General features: G+C 57.7%; 19 protein-coding genes and 1 pseudogene. 11 read left to right on the top strand and 9 right to left on the bottom strand.

Features of this window, described 5'->3' with window-relative positions:
* The 11 genes and pseudogenes from ACYQ01_RS19325 to ACYQ01_RS19275 all read left to right on the top strand — a co-directional run.
* A pseudogene (locus ACYQ01_RS19325) lies at window positions 1–193 on the top strand (hypothetical protein); the annotation flags it as partial.
* Window positions 193–645, top strand: a complete 453-nt coding sequence (locus ACYQ01_RS19320; RefSeq protein ID WP_459931793.1) for a phage protein Gp37 — start codon at window positions 193–195, stop codon at window positions 643–645. The pseudogene ACYQ01_RS19325 and the gene ACYQ01_RS19320, both read left to right, overlap by 1 nt.
* A gap of 12 nt (window positions 646–657) precedes the next feature.
* Complete coding sequence (locus ACYQ01_RS19315) at window positions 658–1,806, top strand: phage tail tube protein (protein ID WP_459931794.1); 1,149 nt, start codon at window positions 658–660, stop codon at window positions 1,804–1,806.
* Window positions 1,807–1,832: 26 nt separating this feature from the next.
* Window positions 1,833–2,357, top strand: coding sequence for a hypothetical protein (locus tag ACYQ01_RS19310; protein ID WP_459931795.1), 525 nt, complete (start codon window positions 1,833–1,835; stop codon window positions 2,355–2,357).
* A 234-nt stretch (window positions 2,358–2,591) separates the two neighbouring features.
* Window positions 2,592–8,210 (top strand): coiled-coil domain-containing protein, encoded by a 5,619-nt coding sequence (locus tag ACYQ01_RS19305; protein ID WP_459931796.1) that lies wholly within the window; start codon window positions 2,592–2,594, stop codon window positions 8,208–8,210.
* Window positions 8,207–9,100: a hypothetical protein gene (locus ACYQ01_RS19300; protein ID WP_459931797.1), complete on the top strand. Its 894-nt coding sequence runs from the start codon at window positions 8,207–8,209 to the stop codon at window positions 9,098–9,100. The genes ACYQ01_RS19305 and ACYQ01_RS19300 overlap by 4 nt, the downstream gene beginning before the upstream one ends.
* Before the next feature lie 80 nt (window positions 9,101–9,180).
* Window positions 9,181–10,365, top strand: coding sequence for a hypothetical protein (locus ACYQ01_RS19295; protein ID WP_459931798.1), 1,185 nt, complete (start codon window positions 9,181–9,183; stop codon window positions 10,363–10,365).
* A 3-nt stretch (window positions 10,366–10,368) separates the two neighbouring features.
* Entirely contained in the window at window positions 10,369–11,055 is a 687-nt protein-coding gene (locus tag ACYQ01_RS19290; protein WP_459931799.1) for a LamG domain-containing protein, read from the top strand.
* A gap of 11 nt (window positions 11,056–11,066) precedes the next feature.
* Window positions 11,067–11,606 (top strand): DUF4376 domain-containing protein, encoded by a 540-nt coding sequence (locus ACYQ01_RS19285; RefSeq protein ID WP_459931800.1) that lies wholly within the window; start codon window positions 11,067–11,069, stop codon window positions 11,604–11,606.
* Between the two features lie 2 nt (window positions 11,607–11,608).
* A complete protein-coding gene (locus ACYQ01_RS19280) occupies window positions 11,609–12,532 on the top strand; it encodes a patatin-like phospholipase family protein (RefSeq protein ID WP_459931801.1) in 924 nt (307 codons plus the stop codon).
* Between the two features lie 213 nt (window positions 12,533–12,745).
* Complete coding sequence (locus ACYQ01_RS19275) at window positions 12,746–13,510, top strand: DNA adenine methylase (protein ID WP_459931802.1); 765 nt, start codon at window positions 12,746–12,748, stop codon at window positions 13,508–13,510.
* On the opposite strand, the gene ACYQ01_RS19270 is transcribed toward ACYQ01_RS19275, so the two are convergent.
* The 9 genes from ACYQ01_RS19270 to ACYQ01_RS19230 form a co-directional block, all read right to left on the bottom strand.
* On the bottom strand, window positions 13,507–13,947 hold the full coding sequence (locus ACYQ01_RS19270) for a hypothetical protein (protein WP_459931803.1): 441 nt from the start codon (window positions 13,945–13,947) through the stop codon (window positions 13,507–13,509). The genes ACYQ01_RS19275 and ACYQ01_RS19270 overlap by 4 nt on opposite strands.
* A 9-nt stretch (window positions 13,948–13,956) precedes the next feature.
* Window positions 13,957–14,886 (bottom strand): amidoligase family protein, encoded by a 930-nt coding sequence (locus tag ACYQ01_RS19265; RefSeq protein WP_459931804.1) that lies wholly within the window; start codon window positions 14,884–14,886, stop codon window positions 13,957–13,959.
* 978 nt (window positions 14,887–15,864) lie between these two features.
* Entirely contained in the window at window positions 15,865–16,431 is a 567-nt protein-coding gene (locus ACYQ01_RS19260) for a hypothetical protein (protein WP_459935439.1), read from the bottom strand.
* Window positions 16,432–16,565: 134 nt separating this feature from the next.
* Window positions 16,566–18,257 (bottom strand): AIPR family protein, encoded by a 1,692-nt coding sequence (locus tag ACYQ01_RS19255; RefSeq protein WP_459935438.1) that lies wholly within the window; start codon window positions 18,255–18,257, stop codon window positions 16,566–16,568.
* Window positions 18,258–18,288: 31 nt separating this feature from the next.
* The gene (gene hsdR, locus ACYQ01_RS19250; RefSeq protein ID WP_459935437.1) at window positions 18,289–20,688 is read right to left on the bottom strand and encodes an EcoAI/FtnUII family type I restriction enzme subunit R; all 2,400 of its coding nucleotides are present in this window, start codon (window positions 20,686–20,688) and stop codon (window positions 18,289–18,291) included.
* Window positions 20,688–21,872, bottom strand: coding sequence for a restriction endonuclease subunit S (locus tag ACYQ01_RS19245; protein WP_459935436.1), 1,185 nt, complete (start codon window positions 21,870–21,872; stop codon window positions 20,688–20,690). The genes hsdR and ACYQ01_RS19245 overlap by 1 nt, the downstream gene beginning before the upstream one ends.
* Window positions 21,869–23,356 (bottom strand): class I SAM-dependent DNA methyltransferase, encoded by a 1,488-nt coding sequence (locus tag ACYQ01_RS19240; RefSeq protein WP_459935435.1) that lies wholly within the window; start codon window positions 23,354–23,356, stop codon window positions 21,869–21,871. Before ACYQ01_RS19240 ends, ACYQ01_RS19245 begins: the two co-directional genes overlap by 4 nt.
* Window positions 23,357–23,610: 254 nt before the next feature.
* Window positions 23,611–23,964 (bottom strand): nucleotidyltransferase domain-containing protein, encoded by a 354-nt coding sequence (locus tag ACYQ01_RS19235; protein ID WP_459935434.1) that lies wholly within the window; start codon window positions 23,962–23,964, stop codon window positions 23,611–23,613.
* On the bottom strand, window positions 23,965–24,390 hold the full coding sequence (locus ACYQ01_RS19230) for a nucleotidyltransferase substrate binding protein (RefSeq protein WP_459935433.1): 426 nt from the start codon (window positions 24,388–24,390) through the stop codon (window positions 23,965–23,967). It lies immediately after the preceding gene.
* Window positions 24,391–24,676: the final 286 nt, after the last annotated feature.

Raw genomic sequence — 24,676 nt, 5'->3', positions numbered from 1 at the left:
GCACGTGATCAGGGCCAAAAACAAGAAGGCCCTGGCCTGGGCCGGCGGAAAGCATCCGGTGCGCCAGGTCAACCATCCGGGCTCGAAGATCCCGGCCCGGCCCTACCTGTTCGGGGCTGACGGCGATCTGCCGCCGGCCTGGCTGCGGGCCGTGTCCGACATCCTGGGAGATTACCTGGCGGAGGGAGCCTGATGGCCAAACGCAGCCTGCACGAAGTCGAAGACGCCATCCTGGCCGCGCTTTCGCCGCTCAAGGCGGCCTTGGGCGTGCGCCTGGTCGCGCCCTACGGCGGCGAGTTGGAGCCGGATCAGATCGCTCAGGCCATGGCCACGTTCCCCGCTCTGCTGGTGATCTACGCCGGGTCGACCACGGAAAGCCACGGCTCGCGCAGTGAGGCCAGCATGACCTGGACCATAGTCATCGGTGACAAATACCAGGGCGACCTGGTCAAGGCCCGGCGCGGCGACGCCACCACGCCGGGCGTGTACCGGCTGCTGGACGCCGTGCGCCAGGCCCTGGAGGGCAAACAACTCCTGCCCGAGCTGTTGCCGGCCGAGAGCCTGGGCGACTGGTCGCTTTTGCAGGCCGGGGGCGTGGCGGTCCATGCGGACCAATACCGCATCCCTCAACCCTACTTCAAATAGAGGAGACGCCACATGGGCGCGCAACAGTTCAAAATCATGGTGGTGCTGGGCAAGCTCCACAATCCGGGCGAGGAGGTCACTCCCCTGGCCACGGACGCCCTGCGGGTCGACGCGGACGTGGAGTGCGCCCCGGACGGCGAAAAAATCGAACGCAACATTGTGTCGCGGACCTTCAGCAAGGAGGGTTCGCGCATCGGGGCCAAGTCCCAGAAGTTCACGATCAAGCACGAGGCCTGCGGGGCCGGCCTGGACGGGACCGGCGCGCCCCTGCCGCCATATTACGACGGCCCGTTGCAGGCCTGCGGCATGGCCCGGGCCGACGGCCTGCTTTTGCTCACGCTCTCCGACCAGGTCGGGACCTGGACCGTGGGCGAGACCATTTCCGGTGGCGACCCCGTTGTCACCGGCGTGGTGCGCTTCGCCTGCGGCGATCTTTTGGTGCTTGAGGCCGGAGCCGGGGAGTTCGCGGCCGCCGACGCCCTCACCGGCGGAACCAGCGCGGCCACGGCCACGGTGGTGGAAGCGGCCAAGACCTTGGAATACACCCCGGTGACCCAGACCATCGCCCAGCAGAAGTGCATGACGTACTTTTTCCACCGCGACGGCGTGCGAAAGAGGCTGCGCGACGCGCGGGGATCGTGGAGCCTGGATTGCCCCTCGGGCCAGATCGCCAAGTTCACGTTTACCTTCCAGGCCGCCTGGCTCGACCCGGCCGACCAGCCCCTGCCCAACCCCACACTCCCGGACATCGTTCCGGCTGTCTTCACCGACGCCCACGCCACGCTCGGCGCGTTTACGCCTGCGTTTACCCAGCTCAAGCTCGATTTGGCCAACGAGGTCAACCCCCGCAAGAACGCCAACGCGGTGAGCGGCATCTCGGAATACTACATCTCCGGCCGCAACCCTACCGGGTCGCTCGACCCGGAAATGGACGATCTGTCCAACTTCAACCCCTACGCCCTGTGGTCCAGCTCGACCCCCAGCGGTTTGGTGGCCCGCATCGGCCAGACCGCCGGCAACCGCCTGATCGTGGCAGTGCCCAAGCTGCGCGTGACCAGCATCAGCGAGCGCGAGCGCAGCGGCCTGGGGGCCTACGATCTGCCCTTCGAGGCCACGCGCGACGTGGCCGGAGACGACGAATTTCGCCTCTATTTCGCCTAACCCAAATCCGAAATCAGGAGACGCACATGCCCTGCAATTTGACCGCCGATCGTCAGGTGCTGGAAATGATCGACTTGGCCGGCGAAGAGTACAAGCTCTACTACCGCCTGCCCACCAACCCCCAGAGGATGGCGTTCAGCGCCTCGCTTTACACGAAGAGTGGCAAAAAAACCGTTATAAAGAGCAACATCTTCGCCGAAGAGGCGGCCCTGGGAAAGAAGCTCGTCACTGGCTTCAGCGAAAGCTACTTCATGGACGGCGACGATTTTATCAGCTCGAACCCGTCCGAGGCGCACTACCGCGCCAACTGGAAAGACCTCTTGGCTGCGGCCCGTCCGTCGGATCTGGCCGCCGTCGCCCGCGCGGCCCTGCGCCCGTCCCAGGTCTCGGCGGGCGACGAAGACGAAATCGACCTCCTGGCCGGGGCCGAAGGCGAGGCCGACGCCGACGCCGAGGAGGCGACCGAAGAGACCGACGCCCCTTTGTCGAGCAGCTCCGAGGCCAGCTCGAACGATGCACCCCCGCAGACCGACGCGACTGTGAACGCCTAAACGGCGACTGGCTAGCCGCCGCCTGCGCTAAATGCCCAAAACGCTCCGGGGCCAAGCCGTCGCAATACCTGGGCTGGCTGCTCGCCCTGCGCCAGTACCAGCTGGGCGGCCTGGCCCTGGAGCCTGACGATCTGCCCCTGTGGATGTGGGCGGATCTCGGCATGGTCAAGGAAATGATCGACAACCACATGGCTGCCGCCCAGCGCGTCAGCCTGTTTTGAGAGGACCCTCCCCGTGGCCGGCGACAACGTCATCAAGCTCACTGTGACCGTAGATCCCACCAACGCCAATCAGGCGTTGGTGGATCTCGGTCAACAGTTAGTAAACGTCGGCGGCAAGGGCGACACCGGAGCCAAAGTCGCCACGGGCGCGCTGTTGGAGATGGCCCGGGCCGCCACCCAAGTGCGGGAGCTGCTGGCGTCTCTCGGCCAGCAGTTGCAGACCGCCGGGCAACAGGCGGCCAGCTTTGGCGGCGCGGCGGCGAGCGTCAAAGAGCTGGGCGCGGCCGCCGGCAGCGCGCGGGAGGCGATTACCGGCCTGGGGCAGCAGACCAAAACGGTCGGAGAGCAGGCCGGGGGCGTGGACAAGGCGTCGGCGAGCGTCAAGGATTTGGGACAGGCCTCAAGGCAGGCAAAGTCCGAAATGGGGGAGTTGACTTCCTCTGTTGACGTTTTGCGAGACGTGCTGGTCGCCCTGGAGCTCGCCAAAGCATTCCGTGAATTCGTATCAGCCATCCGCGACGCCATCCAGGCTGTTGACGACTACCGCGTGGCCACCATCTCCATCGCCGCGAATTTGACCGACATGAACCGGGGCACTGACGCGGAACTGCGCCAAATTTACGCCCAGAACCTGCGTTACGCCGAGGAAACCTACGCCAAAGTCGAAGCCGAAGCGGCCAAACATTTCGCCAGCGGCAGGGAGATCATAGAAGGCTGGCAAATCCTCACCAACAAGGGGATCACCCTCACCAACGATCGCGACATCGAGAACCTTGGCGTCATTATCGACAAGATCAAGTTGATGACGCAAGGGCAATCCTCCTCCCTCCAGATCGCCCAGGAACTGCGCTCGGTAATCACCGGACAGGCCCGAGCCGGCGACCAGCTCGCGATGCTGCTCAGGGACCGTCTGGGGCCTGAATGGGAAAAGCAGCTAAACGACGCCAGGGAGCAGGGCCGGACGCTCGAGTTTTTGCGCGAGCAGTTTGGCGGGCTCGCGGCCGCCCAGGAGGACGTGGGCAATACCATCAACTCCCAAATGTCCACCATGTCCACAACCATGGACCAAATCAAACGGTCCGGGTTTAAGGAAATGTGGCAGGACGTCGCCGGCACCATCACGACCATAAACCGGCTGCTCGCGGAAAACAAAAGGCTAATCGGCTCGGCCATCGCGCGCACCTATGCCGCCTTCAAGGACGCATGGCAGGCCCTGCCGCGAAATTTCTTGCAAATATTAACCCCGGGCTTTGACCAGTGGCCAGGCGGCCCCAACCTGAAAAAACGCCTTGAGCAAGAGAACGCGGCCAGGACAGAGGAGGAGGATCGCAGGCGTTTGGGCGTCGGCGATGCGCAGCCTGTTGTTACCAACAAGCCCCAAGTTTACCCCGACGGCATATCCAAAGACCGCCAGACCGCGCTGGCCAGGCTGGGCGTGGCGTCGGCGGCCTCTACAGTGGAAAAGCGCTTGGCCTCCGTGGACAAGCAGATCGTCAGCGAATGGGAGCAGACCTGGAAGGATTATAAAGGCGGTCTGCTCACTGAAAATGAGTATTGGACCTGGGTCGGTAAATCTAATTCCTTGAGGGCCAATCGCCGGCAAGAGATCCTCGACCGGGATACCCGCAAGGGGGCCTCTGCCGCCACGGCGGGCGCGCGGGCCGACATCAAGGCCTCCGGCGTCCTCCAGAAGATCGAAGACGAGATCGCCGCCTACGAACAGTCGCTGGGGGGCGACCGGCTGGGCGCGGCCATCGCCAAAATCGAGCGGGAGCACAACCAGGCGCTCACGCGCATTCAAGCGGATCTGGTGGGGGCCAAGGGCGGCGTCGAGGCGTTGCACCAGGCCGAAGCTCGTCTCGGCGACCTGAAGGCCCTCAAGATCAAGGCCGCCGAGCTGGCCGAGTACAGCCGTCAGCTCGACGACGCCGCCAAGCACGAATCTTCGCTATACCGCGACACCTACGGCGCTCAGGGTTCGCAGCTCAAGGCTGACTGGCTGCAAGGGTACAAGCAGTACCTCCAGGAGTTGCAGCAAGGTGGCTACGGGACGGATCTGGCCGATCCCCAGAAGATCGCCACCGCCGAGGAGCGCTGGCGGGCGCACGAACAATTCATGCTTGACGAAGATGTGCGTCGCCTGGGCGAAGGCGGCAAGCTGTCTGACGAGTATTGGGACGCCGAGGGCCGCCGCCTGGACGCCCATCTTGATCAGGTCAAGAAGCACGTCAGCGACGAAAATGCCTTCCAGGTGTACGCCAGCCAGCAGCGCTCCGAACTGCGCCGCAAGGAGCTGGAGGCCCGCCTCGGCTACGAAGATGACTTTCTGGGGTACCTCCGCGACTACCTCGCCCTCGAATTCAAAGCCTACCAGGACGAAACCGCTCGCAAGCGGGCCATGTGGCAGGACATGGCCAAGTCCACGGCGGACTACATCCGCCAGGTCGGCGGCGACGTGCAAACAGGCATCGCCGACACCTTGACCAACCTCTGGGAAGGCAACGCGCAGAAGGCCCGCGAAAGTTGGGCCAACATGTGGACCAACCTCGTGCGCGACACCATCCGCTACGTCACAAGCCTCGCCGCGACGCTGGCGAAAAACGCCCTGCTCATGCCCATCGTGGCCAAGGTGGTGGGCACGGATACAAGCGCACTGCAAGGCCTGACCGGCCTGTCCGCCTCGGCGGATCAGGGGCAGACGTCCGGGAGTGGTTTCTCGTTGTCGGACCTGTTCAAAAATGGCGGGTCCGCCAAGACCACTTACGACATGGTCAACACCGGGGGCACGTGGACCCTCAACACTGGCCAGGCCGAAATGTACGAGACCCTGGTGGCGGCCGGCAAGGAGCCGGCCGCAGCTTGGCAGTCGGCCATGAACCTCGGGCAGGCGTCCTCCACGTCCACTCTCTCCAACATCATGAGTGTGGCCGGTCCCGCCCTGGCCAGTGGGGGAATAGGCTATGCCGCCGGCGGATTCATCCGGCCGGACAACCCGACCGCCAGCTACGTCGGAGCCGGGACGGGCCTGCTCGCCGGCGGTGTGGCGTCTGCCACAGGGCTCGGAGCGACCATCGGCGGCGCGCTCGGCATCGGCGCGGGTTTGGCGGCCACGGGCGTAGGCGCGTTGGTGGCCATCCCGGCGGCCCTGTTGGCCGGGGCGCTCACACCCAATACCGAGACCAGCAAGTGGGTCATTCCGGCGGCCAGCAAGCAGGCGCTGATGTTTGTGGATGGCGAGTTGGTGCCATCCAGCTACGGGACTATAACGACCACGTCCCGGGAGATGTTTGGGGACAGCTCCACCCGCCACTCGACGATCTATTCGCCAGCTGACGCGACTATGGCCACTGCGGAGGCAGAGGCTTGGGAAAAGGCCACAGCTGGGCTTACCGACTTCGCCGACGCTTTAGGGCTGTCAGAGGACGCCCTGAAAGCCTCACAAAAGGGTTTTTCGTGGGACGTTACGGCCATCCCCGAAGGACACGAAGCTGAGGTCTACAGAAATTTGGCCAACGCCATGTCGCAGTATAGCCTGACCTCGCTTGGATTGCTGGATCAGGTGCAGGCCGTCGCCGCTCCCGATGAGGCCTGGATTGATACTCTAAGCCGCCTTAGTTCCGCCATGACGTCCATGGACGCTATCGCCAGGGCGACGGGGTACGATTTCGACGGACTGACGCAGGGTCTGACCAAAATCCAGGCCGCCGACTACGTGTCGCAGCTCTCCGATGCTCTGGGATCTATGGACGCGGTACAGACCGCGCTGGGGTTACTGACAAAGCACACCACCGACGACGCCGGCCTGCTCCAGGCCCGTATTGACCAGTCCACCATGCAGGTGGGTCCGGCCCTGGCTCAACTGGGCACCGATGTCGAGGGATTTTGGTCCGCCATGCAGGCGGCTACGACAAATGGCCCCCTCGACCCAGATATTTTTGCGGCTTGGTCCGAGGCCGCCACGCAGGTGGATGCCATTGACACGCTGGCGGACTCGCTCCAGCAGGTCGAGGCCCAGGCGGACCAGACGGCCACGTCCATGCGGCAATTGGGCCTGAGCCTGGAGGCTCGCGCCCTGACCGCCCACGGTCTGGACTGGCAGGCCTCGCAGGTCTCGCTCCTGGCCCAGCAGGAAGCTGAGCTGGCTCAGGCCCGCCAGGCGGGCTACGACGCCGCCACCATGGCCAGGATCGCCGAGGTGCAGGCCCTGGAGACGGCGGCCGCCATCCGCCAACACCAGGAGGAGGTCGACTCCACTCGCTCCAGTCTGCTCTCGCGCATCGCCTCCGCCACGGGCGACACCATGTACGAGATCTACGCCATGGTGGCCTCGCGGTATCAGGATTACGTCGCGCTGGAGCGCGAATATGGCGAGGAAATCGCCGCTCTGTCCAACGATGCCTACAATGCCGAAATCAATGCGAAATTGGCGGCCATGGCCGAATCCAAACGGCTGGCCGAAGAGAGCTTTCGCTACGATATACAGGCCCGCAAATTGGTCCTGGAAGGCCGCGACCACGAGGCCGGCGCGGTCAAACTGCTCGCCCAGCAGGCGCAGGAGTTTCAGTCCGCCGTGGCCTCGGGCCTGGGAGCCATCGACCTCTCCACCGTCCTGGACGTGCAACGCCAGGAGTTGACCAAATATTGGGATGATTTAGTTGACGATCTCCAAGACGCGGCCGACGCCATCCACAAGACCGTAGTAGAATTGCGGGGCGGGGATCAGTCGCCGCTGTTGCCGGACCAAAAATACGCCATCCTGCGGTCGCAATTCGACGCGGACCTGGCCAAGGGCCTGACCGGCGACCGGGACGCCATCAGCGAGGCGCAATCCCTGGCCACGTCGGTGCTGTCCGCCAAGATGGACGCCACCACCGATCCTGCGGAATACACAAAAGTTTTTAATGAGATAACGTCCGCCCTTGGCTTGCTGGCCGAGGCCCTCCTTGGCCAACAGCAGGCGGACACCATCGCCGAGGCCGAGGCCACCTATCAGCAGGCCGTGCAGCAGGCGAGTCAGGTATTTGCCGCCTCGCTGGAGGGCCAGATCACCCAGGCCCTGGCCTACACCGGGGCGGGAGCCGAGGCCGCCTACCACCTCGGCGATACAAATACCCCGGACGGCTCTCCCACGTGGGACGCCTACCTGCGCTCGCACCCTGACCAGAGGACCAACTACCTGTCGTGGTGGCAACAGTCGTACGGCATATCCGGCGATGGGCAGTACGACGCCTGGTCGATCCTGAGCGGCCTGATCTCGCGCGGCATCACTCCGGCTGGCACCGGCGACCTCTACCAGGCCGCCCTCGACGCCCTGGACAACCTCAAGTCCGTGCGGGGGTATGCCACAGGAACCATTACCAGCGGTCCGGAGCTGGCCATGATCGGCGAGGCCGGCACCGAGGCCGTCATCCCAATGCCCAGCGGCCGGGTGCCGGTGCAGCTGCTCGGCGGCTCCAACGCGGCCGTGGTGGCCGCGATCCGCTCCCTGGAAGCCGCCGTCGCGCGACTTACCGACAAGGTGGGCCAGGGCAACGCCGCGATCAGCTCCAACACACGCGACGTTGTGTCGCTGCTCCGCCGGTGCGGCGGCGATGAGGGCGTGATCACCACGCGTGTAGAGGCCGAGGCATGAGAGTCGGAGCCCCCCGCCCGGTGACACTCCTCTCCACCAACGTGCCGGAGGACGATGCGCCCCCCTATGACGAGGCCATCGAGTACGCCACGGACGCCATTGTCATGGTTTTGGCCACGCATCGCCTCTACCAGGCCCTGCGCACCACGGCCGGCGAGTATCCGCCCGACAACCTGGCTGATGACGATCCGGCCTGGTCTGATTTGAGCGCGACCAACGCCCGCGCGTGCGTGGACGAGTTCGTCGGCACACAGACTGTGCATCCCGAGCTGATCGACATAACCATCGACGCCTCGCGGTGCGACGCCCTGGCGCTTTTTGGTGTCGAGGGACGTACGCTTACGCTGGACCTGGCTGTCGGGGAGACGGTGATATTCTCGCGGACATATCAAGTGCTTCAACCGGTTTATACTGTTACAGATTATTTCTTTAGCGACGCACGATTCACCCGGAACTATTTTGTCCCCTTGCTCGTGAGGGCTCAATCCACGTTGCGCATACGCGTTAACGCAGGCGTTGATGGCACGGCAAAGTTGGGGAATATTGTTCCTGTGCTGTCCGCATCTCTTGGGGACACAGAATGGGGAGTTGAAATCGGTTTCCTTTCCTACAGCAAAAAGAACACGGACACATTCGGACGTACATCCCTGAAAAAAGGGGCGAATAGCAACACAGTCAAGTTCACGGCGGAAATTGAATCATCGATGATAAGTTATGTGAACGGAACTCTTAGTTCTCTTGACGGAATAGCCGCTCTCTACGTCGCGCATAATGAGAACGGATTCGAGCCGGAAGCGCTGATAACGTACGGATTCTTTAACGAATTCAGTATTACAATACCAGGCCCTATACTGTCGACCGTTGAATTTACAGTCATTTGTATCATATAGGAGAGTCAATGACGACCATACCAAAGACATCAACGCGTGTAGATGCTCCCAGCAGAGGCAGCGACAACTTCGAGACTGCCATGGCCGCCGCGCTGACGAATTTCGATACCCTGGCTGACGAGATCAACGCCACGGCGTCCGGCATGGACGCCTTCTCGTTGCAACTCGGCTCGCTCTCCAACCTCATCATTGAGGGCTCCGGCCCGCCGGACGCCGACGCGGGCCAGGACGGAAACTTCTACTGGGACACGGCCCCGGACACGTTCGGCGACATCTATTATCGGTCGGCCGGGGTATGGACCAAAAAAGGCCGCGTCGCCGGGGCTACGTCAATCATTCATGCCGCCGACTCCGGCGCTGCCAACGCCTACGTCATGACTCCAACCCCGACGCTAGGCTCCCTTGATCCTGCTAGACTTTACATGTTTCGTGCGGCCCACGCCAATACCGGAGCGAGCACGCTCAATGTCAATGCTCTCGGGGCCAAATATATTACGGACTCGTCCGGGGCCGCTCTCGCAGCCGGAGCTATTGTCTCCGGCCAGCTCGTGCTCGTCGGATATATGGTCGCCACGGACTCATTCATGCTGTTGAGTGGAGGGGGTTCGTCCGGCGTGACCAACGCCGGAGCCTGGACGACCTTCGAGGCCCTTCCCACGCGCACGAACGACGCCACGTTCGCGGTGGCGGACATCGCCGCGAACCAGGCGATTTTCGCGCCCGGGCGCCCGATCCGGTTTCGGCAAAACGACACCACGTCCTGGGTCTACGCCCTGGTCACGGCCTACAACGCGGGCGTGGTAACCATCGCCGGAGCGCCCTACACGTCCACTATCGGAGCCGATTCGGGGCGCGAGATGCACTCCGGCGACATGGCCCGCCTGGTACAGGAAACTGTCGCCTTTGCCGGACGCTTCGCGGCCGTGGCCACCACCCAGGCCATCCAGGATATGCTTTTGCTCCGGTACGTCTGGACGCGCGGCGCGGCGCATTGCGTGGGCTTCCGGGTGCGCCCGCTGGTGGACGATTCCGGCGCAGACCAGCCCCACGTCAACGTCTCGTGCAACGGCGCGCTGGTCGGGACGGCCAACGCGGGTGCCGGCCTGGCCGTGAGCGATGCGGCCTGGACAGCCACCACCACGGACATCTCCGCGGCCAACGCGGCGATTGGATTTGGTCAGCCGCTCGAAGTGGTTATCGACGCGGCCGGGACCAACGACGACGCGCGCGACCTCACCGTAATCGTCAACCTGGTGTTGGAGTAGATTATGGGTGTGATCGTTTCGCCTCCCAGTCAACGCGGGCGCGATCCCTACACCAAGTTGCTCCTGACCGGCGACGCCGTGGCAGACGCGTCCCTGTCGGGCCGGACCCTGACCAACAACGGCGTCACCGTGATGGACGCCACCGGAACGGACAAGCCGGCCGGTGTAGCCAAGTCGCTGTATTTCAACGGAAGCAGCGCGAAGCTGGCAATTCCGTATTCCGACGACTTCAACTTCGGATCTGGCGACTTTACCCTTGACGCATGGGTATGTCCGTACAACTCTCTGCCAAACAACTATTCAATATTACAGCAATACCTTGATAACAGCAATCGGGTTGACTTCATGATCCTTGGAGGGAATTTTCTTAGATGTCAGCATGAAGTCGGCGGGTCGCAGTATTATGCACAAGGATCTTGCGCCGCTCTGGCAGCGAATACGTGGTCGCATCTGGCATGGGTGCGATCTGACGGCGCGATGCGTATATATAAAGATGGGGTGGCCATTACGTTCAGCGCCGATACACTCGCCGGGAGTGAGCCGTTTTCAGTGTCTGATTCTGCCGTGTATCACATAGGCTACTGGACTGTTAGCTCGTATTATTTTCCGGGCCAAATCGCTAACCTGCGCATCTCCAAGGGCATCGCCCGCTGGACGCACGATTTCACGCCGCCACAACGGGCGTACTAGAGGGGGGAGCTATGGATCGTACATATCAGCATCTAATACAGATGGACGGGACGTACCTCGTGCAGGAGGTCCGCGCGGACGGCCTGACGCGCATCGTGGCTGCGGCTCACCCTACCTATCTGGCCTGGCTGGCGGCTGGGGGCGTGGCCGAGGAGGTGGCGTACGTGGTGCCGGAGCCGCTGAGCCTTCCTGACGCGCGTTCGACGCGCAAGGAAGATGTGGCTGCCCTGCGTCGGCAGAAAGTGGACGGAGGAGTCCTGTACCAGGGGGCGCTCATCGGTACGGATGACGACGATCGGGCCACCCTCCAGGGGGCCGAAAGCTATCTGGCAAAGAAGCCTGCGGGCGCGACCGTCAACTGGCGGGCCAAGGGCGGAACGACATGGATCGTCCTGGATCTGGTCGCCGTCCAGGCCCTGGGAGTCGCCGTCGGCGATTTCGTCCAGGCCTGTTTCGACGCCGAAAAGATCCACTGCTCGGCCCTGGACGCCCTGGCCTCGTCCGAAGAGGTATTGGCATATGACATTTCGACAGGCTGGCCGGAGGCCTGAGCGTGCGCATCCTCTCCATAGACGGCGGAGGCATCAGGGGCCTCATCCCAGCCCTTGTCCTGGCCTGTATCGAGCGACTGGCCGGCAAACCCATGCACCAGCTAGTCGACCTGGTCGCCGGAACAAGCACAGGTGGCATCATCGCGGCCGCTGTGGGCGCGGGCATCCCCATGGCCACGGTGGCCAGCCTCTATCTCTACCACGCCCGCTCCATCTTCGCGCGGCCCCTGGCGCACCGTATTGCCTCCCTGGGCGGTCTGGTGGACGAGCAATACCCGGCCGATGCCCTGGAGGACTGCCTCCAGGGCATCTTTGGCGACAAGCGCCTGCGTGACTGCACAATCCCCACGCTCGTCACCAGCTGGGACCTCGGGATGGGGGCAGCCGTCCTGTTCAAGTCGACCAAGGCCCAGACCGACAAGGGCCGGGACTACCTGCTGCGCTCTGTCTGCCGGGCCACCAGCGCCGCCCCCACCTATTTCGAGCCGGCGGTCGTCAAATCGGCGGATGGCGTCATGCGCACCCTGGTCGACGGCGGGGTTTGCGCCAACAACCCAGCCATGGTGGCCCTGATCGAGGCCTACAAACTCGCTCCGCACGCCGACGTGGCCCTGCTCTCGCTGGGCACGGGGGCGCAGCCCTGCGGCGTCGCGCCCAGCGAGGCCAAGAGCTGGGGCCTGATCCGCGCGGCCCGGCCGGTACTCGATCTGCTCATGGCCGGTCCCACGGACATCGTGGACTACCAGTGCCGCACCGTCCTGGCCGACCGCTATCACCGGCTGCAAGCCATTTTGCCCCGCCCCATGGCCATGGACGCCACGGACTCGGACAGCCTGGCCCTGTTGGAGGCTCAGGCCCTGCGCATCACCGAAAGCGACGATTTCGCCAAGGCCCTCGCGGTTTTGGGAGTAGTAAACGCCGACTGACCGGCGTTTACCGAGCTTCTTTGACAACGGCCGCCCCGGCGGCCTTTAGGATGGGATGGAAAGGAAGTGGAGGAGGCGGGGTGCTACCAACACCCCACCGACCCGGCGGGCAAACGCCGGACCACGGCCGTAGCCGCTCCTCCCGCCCAATCGCGCGCGGGCGGTAAACGAGGTAGCAGGCTGCGGCAAGCCATGTAAAGAAAGGGTTTTGAGTTGAAAGGACCATTATGTTGGATCGGCGGCAAGTTTCGCCTGGCGAAACAGATCGTCGCCCGGTTCCCAGAGCATGTGACATATTGCGAGGCTTTTGCTGGCGGCGCTCATGTGCTGTTCCGCAAAGAGCCCTCGAAAGTGGAAATCATCAACGACGCAAACCGCGACCTGGTCTCTCTGTTCCAGGTGTTGCAGAACCACCTGGAAGAGTTCGTGCGCCAGTTCCGCTGGTGCCTGGTCAGCCGGGGCTGGTGGGACGACTGGACCGAACAGCTCAAGGTCGGCGGCCTCACTGACATCCAGCGCGCGGCCCGGTTCTACTATGTGCAGCGGCTGGGATTCGGAGGGAAGGTGTATGGCCGGACGTTTGGCGGCGGACCGACTCAGGGGCCGCGCATCAATCTGCTGCGCCTGGAGGAGGAGCTGTCGGACGTGCATGTCCGTCTGACGCACGTTCGCATCGAGAACCTGCCCTACGGCGAGTTCATCGCGCGCCACGACCGGCCTGAGACACTTTTCTACCTTGATCCTCCCTATTGGGGCGTCGAGAACTACTATGGCAAGGGGTTGTTTGGCCGGGACGATTTTGCGCGCCTGGCGCAGCAACTTGCCGGCCTGCAGGGGAAGTTCCTTCTGTCGCTCAATGACACGCCCGGAGTGCGCGAAACGTTCGGCGCGTTTTCGATCGGCACCCTGGCCACGAAATATAGTTGCGCCAGGACCGAGGCCAAAACCGTGCGGGAGGTGCTGATCAGCAACTACTAGCCGGCCTCACGCGCGGCGTCGCGGAGCGCCTGCACCCCGTCAGGGGGCAGGCGCTTGAGCAACTCCACCACGGTCTCAAGCAGGGCCGGGGCCGGTCGCACGCCGGTGGCCCAACGTGTAACGGACACCGGGGAAACCTTCGCCCCGGTCAGGTGTGTCACAATCCGGCAGAGGTCCACATGGCGCAGGCCGAGGCTGCGCAAGTCGTCAGCGAAAGCCAGGGCCACGTAACCGCCGGCAATAAGATCGCGCACATGCCCGGCCACATCATCCGTCCGGACGATGGCCCCGTTGTAGGTGAGCGCTCTCTGGGCGCTGGCTGTCATCCAGGCGTCCAGCGTGGGTTCAGGTAAAAACGAGGATTGCCAGAGCTGGTGGGCAAGCTCCTCCAGGGAACCGGCCCGAAACCGCTTGCCGTCCAGGGTCACAAACTGCATCGGGTCCTCCTAGGCGGCCAGAACGGCCGCCCGGTTGCGGTAAAAGCGTTCAACGGCCGGGTCAACTCCCCGGTAAACGTGGTCGTCGGCAGCGCCGGCCGTGGGGATTGCGCGGTAGCGCTTCTCGGTTCCTTGCCGGGTAAGCTCGATCCGAACCCCGGCCTGGCGCAACCGGGTAACGGCGGCCCGCAGGGTGTGAGGTTGCCAACCCGTGGCGGCCTGGATCTCGGCGACCGTAGATCCGGCCTGAATCAATTCCCAAAGCAGGCGTTGCGATCCGGTCAGGCGAGCGGGCTGGATTGCCTCAAGGAGTTCCGAGGCCGAGGCTTCCACAAAGGCGTCCAAGAACCGGACCCAATTGATGGCCTTGGGGGCGTTCACCGTGCCGCTGTGCTGGCGAAATTCCACCGTGCCGTGGCGCTGGTAGCTCTGCAAGTTCACCTTGTAGTACCGGGAGCCTTGGGCGGCGACCAACCCGGAAATCGTGGTGGCCTGGCGGAAGGAAGGGGAGGCGACCAGGTCTGCAAGCGTATTGCAATAATGGTTGGAGGCTCCCCGACGGCTGGGGGGCATGAAGGCGTCTATCTCAGCCTCGAACATGGCGTAACGCAGAACGAGGTTCTTGAGGTGGTCGGAGGTGAACCCGCTGGCGTCGAAGTGGATGTGTAGGCCGCAGGTCTTGTTGATGGTGGCCCCGGCGTCGTCCAGGGCGGTTATGACCGTCCGAAGCTCTTCAATACCCGCCTCTCCCTCCAAAACCGGGCTGACCACCTCGAAACCGTCGCGGACCGAAGAATCGGACACGATCTTCCAATGGGAGCGCGCCGTGTGGTTGTAGGCTTCGCGGGTTACGGTTATCCCCACCAGGGTGAGCACCCGTTCGACCCGTTCCTGCGCAATTCCCGCGATCTCAATTTCAACCCCAAAGCGCCGTTCCATCTCGTTTTCTCCTTCCCGCGTTGCGTTGAAAAGACCTTCGCTCTGGTGCGGGGAAGAGTCAACATAAATTAACCAATGGTTAATTTATTTCGGACGAAAAACATGGGGTCTCGCGCACGCGCGTAGCAAGCCAAATGCCAACGCCGCCGGCCCCCCTGCCGGCGGCGTCAAAACTAAATGTCGCGAAATGCAAAACTAAATGTCGCGCTACACAATTGTTAGAATGTCGCAGCTTCAAGGAAGGGAAGTTGTACCACTCTTAGTTTTTTTAATGATTGAATGCTTCATATTTTTCTCCTTGATAATGTTTGAAGTGATATTCAAGTTCAGATCGAAATCGACTTTGATGTTCACAGCAAGCACCGATACGACGATCATATGAGCGATCAACCACTTCCTCAACGTACCCCGGGTCGAACGGGGGGCTTCCCATTGCTTGAAACTGCGACCTCCCAAACTTTTGGTCTTTTACTCGCCCCAGCCCCTAGGACACCTGCGCGATTCTAAAAAATGTGTCCGGGATGTGTCCAGAACGAAAAAAGGACTTAGGGTTTTCCCTAAGTCCTTAATTTTCTTGGCGTCCCCAACCGGATTTGAACCGGTGTTAACGGCGTGAGAGTGGCCGAGCCGACTCAAACACTTACTCAAACACCTTCAAATACTTTGATTTTTGAATGTGCGCCACGAGCAAGAGAGGGGCTGTAGTCGGCCCAGGGTGTGGACCGCGTGTGGACTTTTCACAGGGGAGGAGTGGCCGAGTATGGACACGAAAAATCAAAGACGTCGCTTATGCGATGAAATTATTGACAATAATAGATTGATCCTCGCCGACGAACGAATCCCAAATGGTTCTGATTTCTCGATGAAGGCAAACCATTTGGTTTTGGCTCAATGATCCAGCTGAACCGCATGCGCAGGATCCTGCGCAAAAGACCTGGCATTCATTGCCCCAAAATACTAATATTTCAGATAGAATGACTATTCCTTAGTGTCGACAAGGCTGTAGTTCTCTCTGAGCTTGGCACAGCACCTGTTTACCTTTTGAACGGCATTCTTTGACGGAGCAACTCCATGCAAATATGAATACATAATTGCGTTGTCCAGTGCCTCCCTTAGGCTGGTTGCTGATGTTATCGTTTCAAGGCCAAGGTCCGTTCTTGTTTTACATCTCAAAACGTACGACGGTAGTTTCTTAATTAGGTTTAGCGCAGGATCAAGCCCCCAAAGAGAATATCTGGTCTCGAGTCTACATTTCTCTAGCTCCTCCTTAATGGTTCCCAACTTATTGATTTGCTCGTTGACATCTTGATTTGCTTTGTATTTTTTAATGACGATACTAGACAGGGCGACAATTTGGTAGATTGAGCTTCCAATCTTGCTGTACTTTTCTTCCATTGTCTTGCGATACGCGAGCCTGAGTTCAGACTTTCTTGAAAAGCGAGCATTAATAAATAAGCCGGTCATAGTGAGGAGTGCAACAACTAGAGCCGCAGCAGCTCCGACGCCTGCGGCAACTATTTGACTAATATTGGCAAGATCAGGCATAGTTGAACAACCTGTTGGATGTAAATTAACAGGGGCTTCTGTGGATTTTGTCTTTAGCAGAAAATTTTAAAAATTGATTGAGATTAGGCGCAATGGTTAAATGGGCTGTATGCGCAAGAGGCTGCCAAGCGCGATTAGTTCGCATTTTTCAAACTTGCAAGCAGTGATGCAACGAGGGTTGGTCCCTTTGCCACTTGGTCATTGCCCCCGAGCTCTATATATTTATTGTAAGCAACGTAAAATGATTCTGATATCAACGTATCGCCTATTATAAGATTAGGAATAGCACTCAGCCCCTTTGCAATATCATGGCTACCATTGACGATTTTAATCGCAGCGACCATGGCAACGTAATACTTTATATTTGTTATATCTTTTCGTTGCAATTCGATTGGGCAAGACTGTGGCTTCAAAAAAAGCTCAACAGACTTCATTAGTTTTATTACTTTGAGGTAGGTGTCAATCGGAACGCTTTGTGAAAATATTTTTTCATACTCAACATTTGAGTTTATTAGCGTTGATGGCCTTGCTCGTGCTGAGTCTGGCTTTTTCAATATAATTGCCATCATTGCCTGTGCAAGGTAGGGAATCCCAATGATACTTGATATAGTTTTGCCTTGATTTTTGTAATAATTTTTCTTCCTGTCATAATAGAGGTTGTGAGCCTTTAAGAAGTCCTCGATATTTCTATGGACTTCGTCTGAACTTCTTAGTGACGCAGGGGGTATAGATGTCTGGCTGTTCGTTGCTTTAATAATCCTCTCGCGAGCGTCTTCGTTTTTTTCACATATGATTCTGACAAGTATTTTTCTGTTGTCCTCAGGCTCGGTGCCAGTTTCAGAAAAATAGTTGTAAATTTCGTGAGATGTCTGTAGCCCATTTACAATTTGAGGATCTTCGATTGTGATTGTTTTTCCTGCAGAACTTGCTTTGGGCGTGATGATTGTGACGCCATTGTTTAAGTACCAAAAATCTTCAGACAATTTATTTGATAATGTTGCCCTAATTCCTTGGTTTACGACTACACTGCCCTGATAGTCGCGAACGTTAGCTTCAAATACACTTCGTGCCAACGATCCTCCGTCACAGATGAAGTTGAAATATTTCCCCAAAGATACTAAGCAGATGTAGCTTCCTTTGTCTGTCTGAATAGTACTTTCAGTAAAATCCAAAGACCTCACCTTGGATGGAGTTCTTCTCGATATCTCGATTAACTCTCTTGCTCCTATAAAATGAAAATCAAAATGACACCCACTAAATAGCCTTTGTATATCCGATCCTAGCTTGCCAACCTTTCCGGATACATTTGGATGAACTTCTACTCCATGAGTTATATAATAAAATTCTATATTCAAGCGAGGGAAGCTTGCTGCAAGTGTTTGATATGCTTTGCGGAATATTAGCGCCATTTGCCTTATGTCGTCATTGTATCTTTGAGAGAAATCATCTAGATCATTTCCTAGGTCAAGAAGGTCTTCAGCAGAACTTCTGAATTTATCAATTACAGACTCATTGAATCCAGGTGATGTTTTCGATTGTATGATAACCAAATCGAGCTTGCAGTTTTTTAACTTAGCATTTACCTCGGTGTCTTCCTTTAGCATTTCTCCATTGAGAAAAGTGTAGACTGAGTCTATTCCCCCGTCGAGAGAATCTCCAACGACACCATAAAGCACGTCATCGTATGACAAGTCATAATCTTTAAGAACTTCTGATGCAGAATATATCTCAAAAAATTCTGACTCGCTTAAGCCCTCCTGGGACTCCTCCAGCTTAGACTTGAGAATCTGTTTTAAGATTATCTGGTCGTTCGTCAGCTTTGACATTTAAGACTCCATAAAGCATCGGTGCCGAGGATTAACTTTTTAACGGAATATACAAATTCTCTTGAAAACCCACAAAGACTTCTCGAATTCCAGCCACATTCCCTAACTCAACAACCGCGTCACTGACTGAATGATACTTGAGGTTGAGAAGTGCAGGCAGTTTTTCCTGGTCAAGTTCACTCACCCCTATGGCGACATAGTGATCAAGAACAAAGGATAGGAATTGTTGCTCTTTCGATGAATACTTCGCAAAGATGTGGTCCTTCCTTGATTCCACCCGTTCAGCTCGACTCATCGGGGCCAGGGTGAAAGCGATGTACGCGAGGACGTCGAAGAGGTCACTGTCCTCGGCGTCTATCATCTTGCTCACTTCGGCTAGCTGCTCTCCTCCGAATCCCTTTTCTTCAAGCCCCTGAAGCAAGCGCTTCCTGGTGTCGGGCTTGCTCCAGATGATCCTCAACTCGTCCTCGTCCTTAAAAAGCTCCGGCAGTTGCCCATACAGGCTTTCGATGAACTGCGCTGCGGACATGGGCTTCCCGTCTGGGCTCCAGAAGGTTGTAGCGGTCATGTGCTGGATCATCCGCTCCTTGCCATCCGCCAGCCTGATTTTCGTCCTTACCCTTCTGCCGCATATACAAGGGATGCGACCACACTCGGGGCAAGGCTCAGGCTCACGGACACATTCGCACGGGAGCTTCCCGCAAACGGAGCATTCTTTGGGTGGCTTCACCGGAGAACGCGGTTCAGGTTCAATGGGGTCGCCGTCCCACTCCGGGTCATTGAAGTGCTCATATGCTTTCACAAAGTCGTAGATGGTGAAGTAGTCCTTGCCTTCGAAGAGGCGTGTACCGCGACCCACGATCTGCTTGAACTCGATGATTGAGTTGATGGGACGCATCAGGACAATGTTCCTGACATTTCTCGCATCAACCCCTGTTGAAAGCTTTTGGGAGGTAGTCAGGATGGTGGGGATGGTCTTCTCGTTGTCCTGAAAAACCCGCAACCAACGTTCCCCTTCGGCACCATCATTGGCGGTCACGCGGATGCAGTAGTTTGGGTCGCTATTTTGCTTGATCTGATTGATGCAGTCTCGAACCGTCAGGGCGTGATCCTGGGTTGCGCAGAAAACTATGGTCTTCTGCGTCTGGTCGATCATCTCCATGAAGAGTTTGACCCGATAACGTTCCCGCTCGTCGATCACGATGACCCGGTTGAACTCATTTTCGACGTACCGCTTGCCTTCCTCCACTTCACCTTCAATGAGCTTGTCGTCAGAAGTATACACGTACTCGTCCAGGGTGGTGGCGATTTGCCTGACCTTGAACGGGGTCAGGAAGCCATCGTTGATCCCCTCCTTGAGCGAGTACACGTACACGGGCTCACCGAAGTAGGCGTAGGTGTCGACGTTCCCTTTTCGCTTGGGGGTCGCCGTAAGACCGAGCTGCACCGCTGGCGAGAAATAGGTCATGATTTCACGCCAGTTGCTTTCGTCATTGGCCCCACCACGATGGCATTCGTCGATTATGATGAAATCAAAGAAGTCAGGAGGGTAATCACCGAAGCTAGGGGCAGGATTCCCAGCAGCGTCCGTTCCTGTCATGAAGGTTTGAAAGATGGTGAAGAAGATGCTGCCGTTCTTGGGAACCATCCCCTTCTTTCGGATCGCGTCAGGGGAGATGCGAACCAAGGCATCTTCTGGGAATGCGGAAAAAGCATTGTATGCTTGGTCAGCGAGGATATTCCGATCCGCCAAGAACAGGATACGCGGTCTGCGGCTGGGCTCTCCCTCTGCCTTCCAGTCCTTGAGGTTCCAGCGACTTTGAAAGAGCTTCCAGGCAAGTTGGAAGGCGATGAATGTTTTCCCCGTTCCGGTGGCAAGGGTGAGGAGGATGCGATCCCTCCCTTCCGCGATGGATTCCAGGGCTTGGTTGATGGCATTGTGCTGGTAGTAGCGTGCCTCCCAAGACCCGCCTTTGTCTTCGAAGGGGATGGCTGCGAATCGGTCTCGCCACGTGTTCTTCTGAGCGAATGTGGATTGCCAGAGTTGGTCCGGGGTGGGGTACGAGCTGACATAGCTCTCAGACCCGGTATGCATGTCTATCTGGTAGATGCCTTTCCCATTGGTGGAGAAAGCGAACCGGGCTTGAAGCATGGTCGCGTAGCGCTTGGCTTGTCCAACCCCTTCCGTGTCAGGCAACCCGACCCTCTTGGCTTCGATAACGGCGAGTTTCTGCCCCCGGAACACCAGCACGTAATCGGCGATGTCCTGCTTGCTGCGCTTACCGCCCCCAATGAGCCGACCGTTGGTGATCTTTTCCCGCCTGACTCTACTCCCCTCGACAACACCCCACCCCGCAGCCTTGAGCGCCGGGTCAATCAACTCAGCCCGGGTTTCCGCTTCGTTAAGGTCATGGGGCTTGGTGGGGGGCATCAGTGCTCCAGAGCTTCCGGATTGAAGTCGGTGGTGAGCTCGCCTGAGAAAGCTTTTTGGAGGAGGGATTGTTTTAGTTCGCCAAGCAAAACTGCTTTTCTATTCCCTGTTTCTTTAATGGCAGACGTCGACTGTTTAATTTCTGTGAGTTTGTTCACGATCTCCTGCTGAATGGCTAAGTCAGGAAACGGGACAGTAATTGAGTTCATGGATTTTTGATTGAGCTTTGGCTGTGCCATGCCATTTACATACGGCTCTAATGAGATGGAATTCAAATAAAGCTCAACAAATGCTTGAGTCGACTTGTTCTTGAATCTTAAAACGTGAGCATGGTTATTGACCCAGGATTTCCCAGAAACTGAAAACGCAATTGGGTATGTCCTTGCCAAAAGATTTGCGCCATCTTCTGAAACAAGAAGAATATCTTCATTAAAAATAAAGTCCTTCACGTAATCGACAATACCAGAAGCCCCGTAATAAGGGATTTCACCGGACTCTCTTTTTGACTTTGTTATTGGGATCCTTCGACTGTCGAGATTTTCACATATGTCCTCAAATCTCTTGATGGGCCATCCATGCGCCTTTGCATCAAATGCTTTGCTCAAATGGCTTTCGAACAACTCCCTGGCATTCGCAAGATTATTCTCTGTGTTGGCGATGGCTGTGTCGATGCGCTCAAAGGCTTCGTCCAGGATAGCAACTATGCGTTTTTGCTCTTGGATCGGAGGGATTGTTACATTTACCCTTTTTACAAGATCAATATTTAAATTTCGGACAGTTGACCCTGCAGCAAGTCTATCGAATTGCGAATAAGCCTCATGGGAACCTAGAAAATAGTACAGATAGTCTTGGTCAAATAGACCAGTCTTGTCCTTGAGAACGAGCCATCCGTCATGAATGCACCCGGAGGTTTTCATAATGTATGGCCTGCCAAAGCTCATGGAGTTGGAAAGTATAAAATCACCATCTACAACAACTCTTGAGCGCTTTGATCCTTCTGGTTTAATTTTTTCTTTTGTTTCGAAAATATATTTAGAACTAGCAGTGGCATCTGAAATTTTTATCCAATTGATACCATCTTCGTCGTCAGTTAAATATTTCTGAATGGGACGGGGAGACCCCCCACGTGCAATTTCACAAAGATCACCTAAGGTTTTAATTTGCCAAGTTGCAGGGTAACTCACAGCATCCCCCTAATCTCTTGAAGCAGTTCCGCACTCTCCGCATCCAGCGCAGCTATCTCATCCAGAATCTCCATCGGATCGCGCAAAGGAGCTTCCTCGGGGGCATTGGGGTTCTTTACTGAGAGGTCGAAAGTCGTCCTGTCCACATCCTTAACGTCCACGGTCCAGGACTTCTCGGAGTCCGCAAAGGTCGCTTGCAAATTCACGAACTCGGCCAAGTCGTTGTCGCTCAGGGCGGTGGTCTTGCCCATCTTCCTGCCTGGATCGAGCTTATAATACCAAGTCTTCCGTGTTGGTGCTCCCTTCTGGAAGAAGAGCACTACCGTCTTCACACCTGCCCCGAGGAACGTGCCGCCGGGACAGTCTAGAATGGTGAACAGGTTGCAGCTCTGGAGCATTTCCTGCCGCAAGGCTCGGGAGGCGTTGTCCGAGTTGGACAGAAAGGTGTTCTTGATGACCACTGCCGCCCTGCCGCCCGCCTTAAGATACTTGATGAAGTGTTGAAGGAAGAGGAAGGCTGTCTCCCCCGTCTTGATCGGGAAGTTCTGCTGAATTTCCCCGCGCTCCTTTCCGCCGAAAGGAGGGTTGGCCAGGATGATGTCGAAGCGGTCCTTCTCCTGCACGTCGGCGAGGTTTTCCGCCAGGGAATTGGTGTGGATGATGTTGGGCGCTTCAATCCCGTGCAGGATCATGTTCATGATGGCGATGACGTAAGCGAGGCTCTTCTTCTCTTTCCCGTAGAAGGTGGAGGTCTGGAGCGTCCGAAGCTGGTCCACCGTCAGGGTCGAGCCGTTGCCATTATCGCTCGTCTTATCTTCTGGCCCATAGCGCAGGTAATCGAAAGCTTCGCATAAGAACCCAGCCGACCCGCATGCACCATCGTAAATGGTCTCGCCGATCTTGGGCTTGATGACTCGGACCATGGCCCGAATGAGAGGTCGTGGCGTGTAGTACTCGCCGCCGTTTCTCCCGGCATTGCCCATGTTCTTGATCTTGGCTTCGTACAGGTGGGACAGCTCGTGCTTTTCCTTTTGTGACCGGAAGCGGAGCTGGTCCACAAGCTCCAGGGCATCCCGCAAGGAGTAGCCGCTCTGGAACTTGCTCTTTATCTCGCCGAAAATCTCACCAATCTTGTACTCGATGGTGTCTGGGGAGGTGGCCCGCTCCTTGAAGCCCCTGAGATAGGGGAAAAGCTCGTAGTTTACGAAGGCGATGAGGTCGTCGCCGGTCAGGGCAGTATCGTGGTCGAAGCTGCCATCTGCTTTCTTGGGTGCCGCCCATTTGGACCAGCGGTGCGGTTCGTCGATGATGAAGGAATAGCTCTTGCCAAGAAGCTCCGCTTCCATGGCGCGTTCGGCTTCCAGGTCATCAAGATATTTCAGGAAGAGCATCCACGAGGACTGCTCAGTGTAATCCAACTCCGATGAACACCCGGCTTCCTTCCAGAGTACATCATCAATGTTCTTGAAAGTTTGCTCGAACATATCGCCTTTGGCTGGGCTGGCCCGTCTTTTCGCGTGGCCTCCCAAGCTGTCTTGAAGAGTTCACAATCTCGACTTGTTATGTCGTGATCTATATGAATTGAAACCGTTGACAAATACTCTGACCCTGCCGGGTTTACAAGGGCTGGTGGTTCTCATCGAAGGATTTGCCGCCTTCTGTCTCCTGGGAATCCTGCCCCGCCTCCTGCTCATCTCAACCCGAACCCCATGCGCAGGATCCTGCGCAAATTGACGTGTTAATCAATTATGTTCTCGCCGGGATTTCCCGTCGACTGTTTCTCTTGCTGCTCCCTCTGGTGAAACACCACTCCTACCCTCTCGATATGCTCTTTCAGCCACTCATGGGTAATCTGGCGGAACAGAGAGAGGTCTATCTGATAAGGGAGCAGTAAATCGTCCAACTCCTCGGCGATAACGCCAAGCTCCTTGAAAGTGAGGTCGTCTCCATGAAGGGTGAGATCAATGTCCGAACCGGGCTTGTAATTGCCTTTGGCTCGTGAACCATACAGCACTGCCTTTTCAATGGACGGATGCAAGGCAAACACACCGCGTATTTTGTTAACTGTTTGTTCACTAAGTCCGTAACACATTTATTCATCTTCGCCTTTCTCGGCGATCATCGCGAACGTTTCGGCAAACTGCTCAAAGGCGGGATAAAAGCGCGTCAAAATATTCTCGACGATCTCCTCAGCCGTTTTGATATTGTATGTATGAGGGCTGAGGTTGCGGGCTTTGATCATATCCATCCACGCTTCGCCGTCTTTAAGCAGACCATTCTTGAAAGCTTCTCGCGTGGCCCCTTTTGAACCGATGATGCCTGAAACTCCCGCATCTTCCAGATAGTCCTTCAGTACGTTCCAGGCTAGTTCATGAGTGAACTCGAACCCCTGCACCAGTCCTTGCTGCTCCAATTCAGACAAATCACGCTTCTCCGCCAATTCCACTCCGCGACCCAAGGTTTGCATTGCCCGGAGGTAGTTGTCGAAACGCTGCTTCCAGCGGATATCTTCTCTCATGGCTCACTCACGTCGATGATGTAGGAATAGCTTTTACCAAGAATCTTTGCCCCATAGCGCGTTCGGTTTCCAACTTGTCGAGATATTTCAGGAAGAGCATCCACGAGGACTGCATATCACTCCATTAAGAGGGCAACCTTGACCCGCCTCCTGCTCGTCTCAACCCGAACCCCATGCGCAGGATCCTGCGCTTCCGGTTTCACCGAAATCAGGAGCTGGTCTCAGACTCTCCCTGTTCCCCGCACCCGCCAGAACCCTCGCTTCACGTGTCTTCGCCATAGACCTG

The sequence above is a fragment of the Fundidesulfovibrio butyratiphilus genome (genome assembly GCF_054657235.1).
This window is presented reverse-complemented; position numbering and strand designations above follow the sequence as displayed.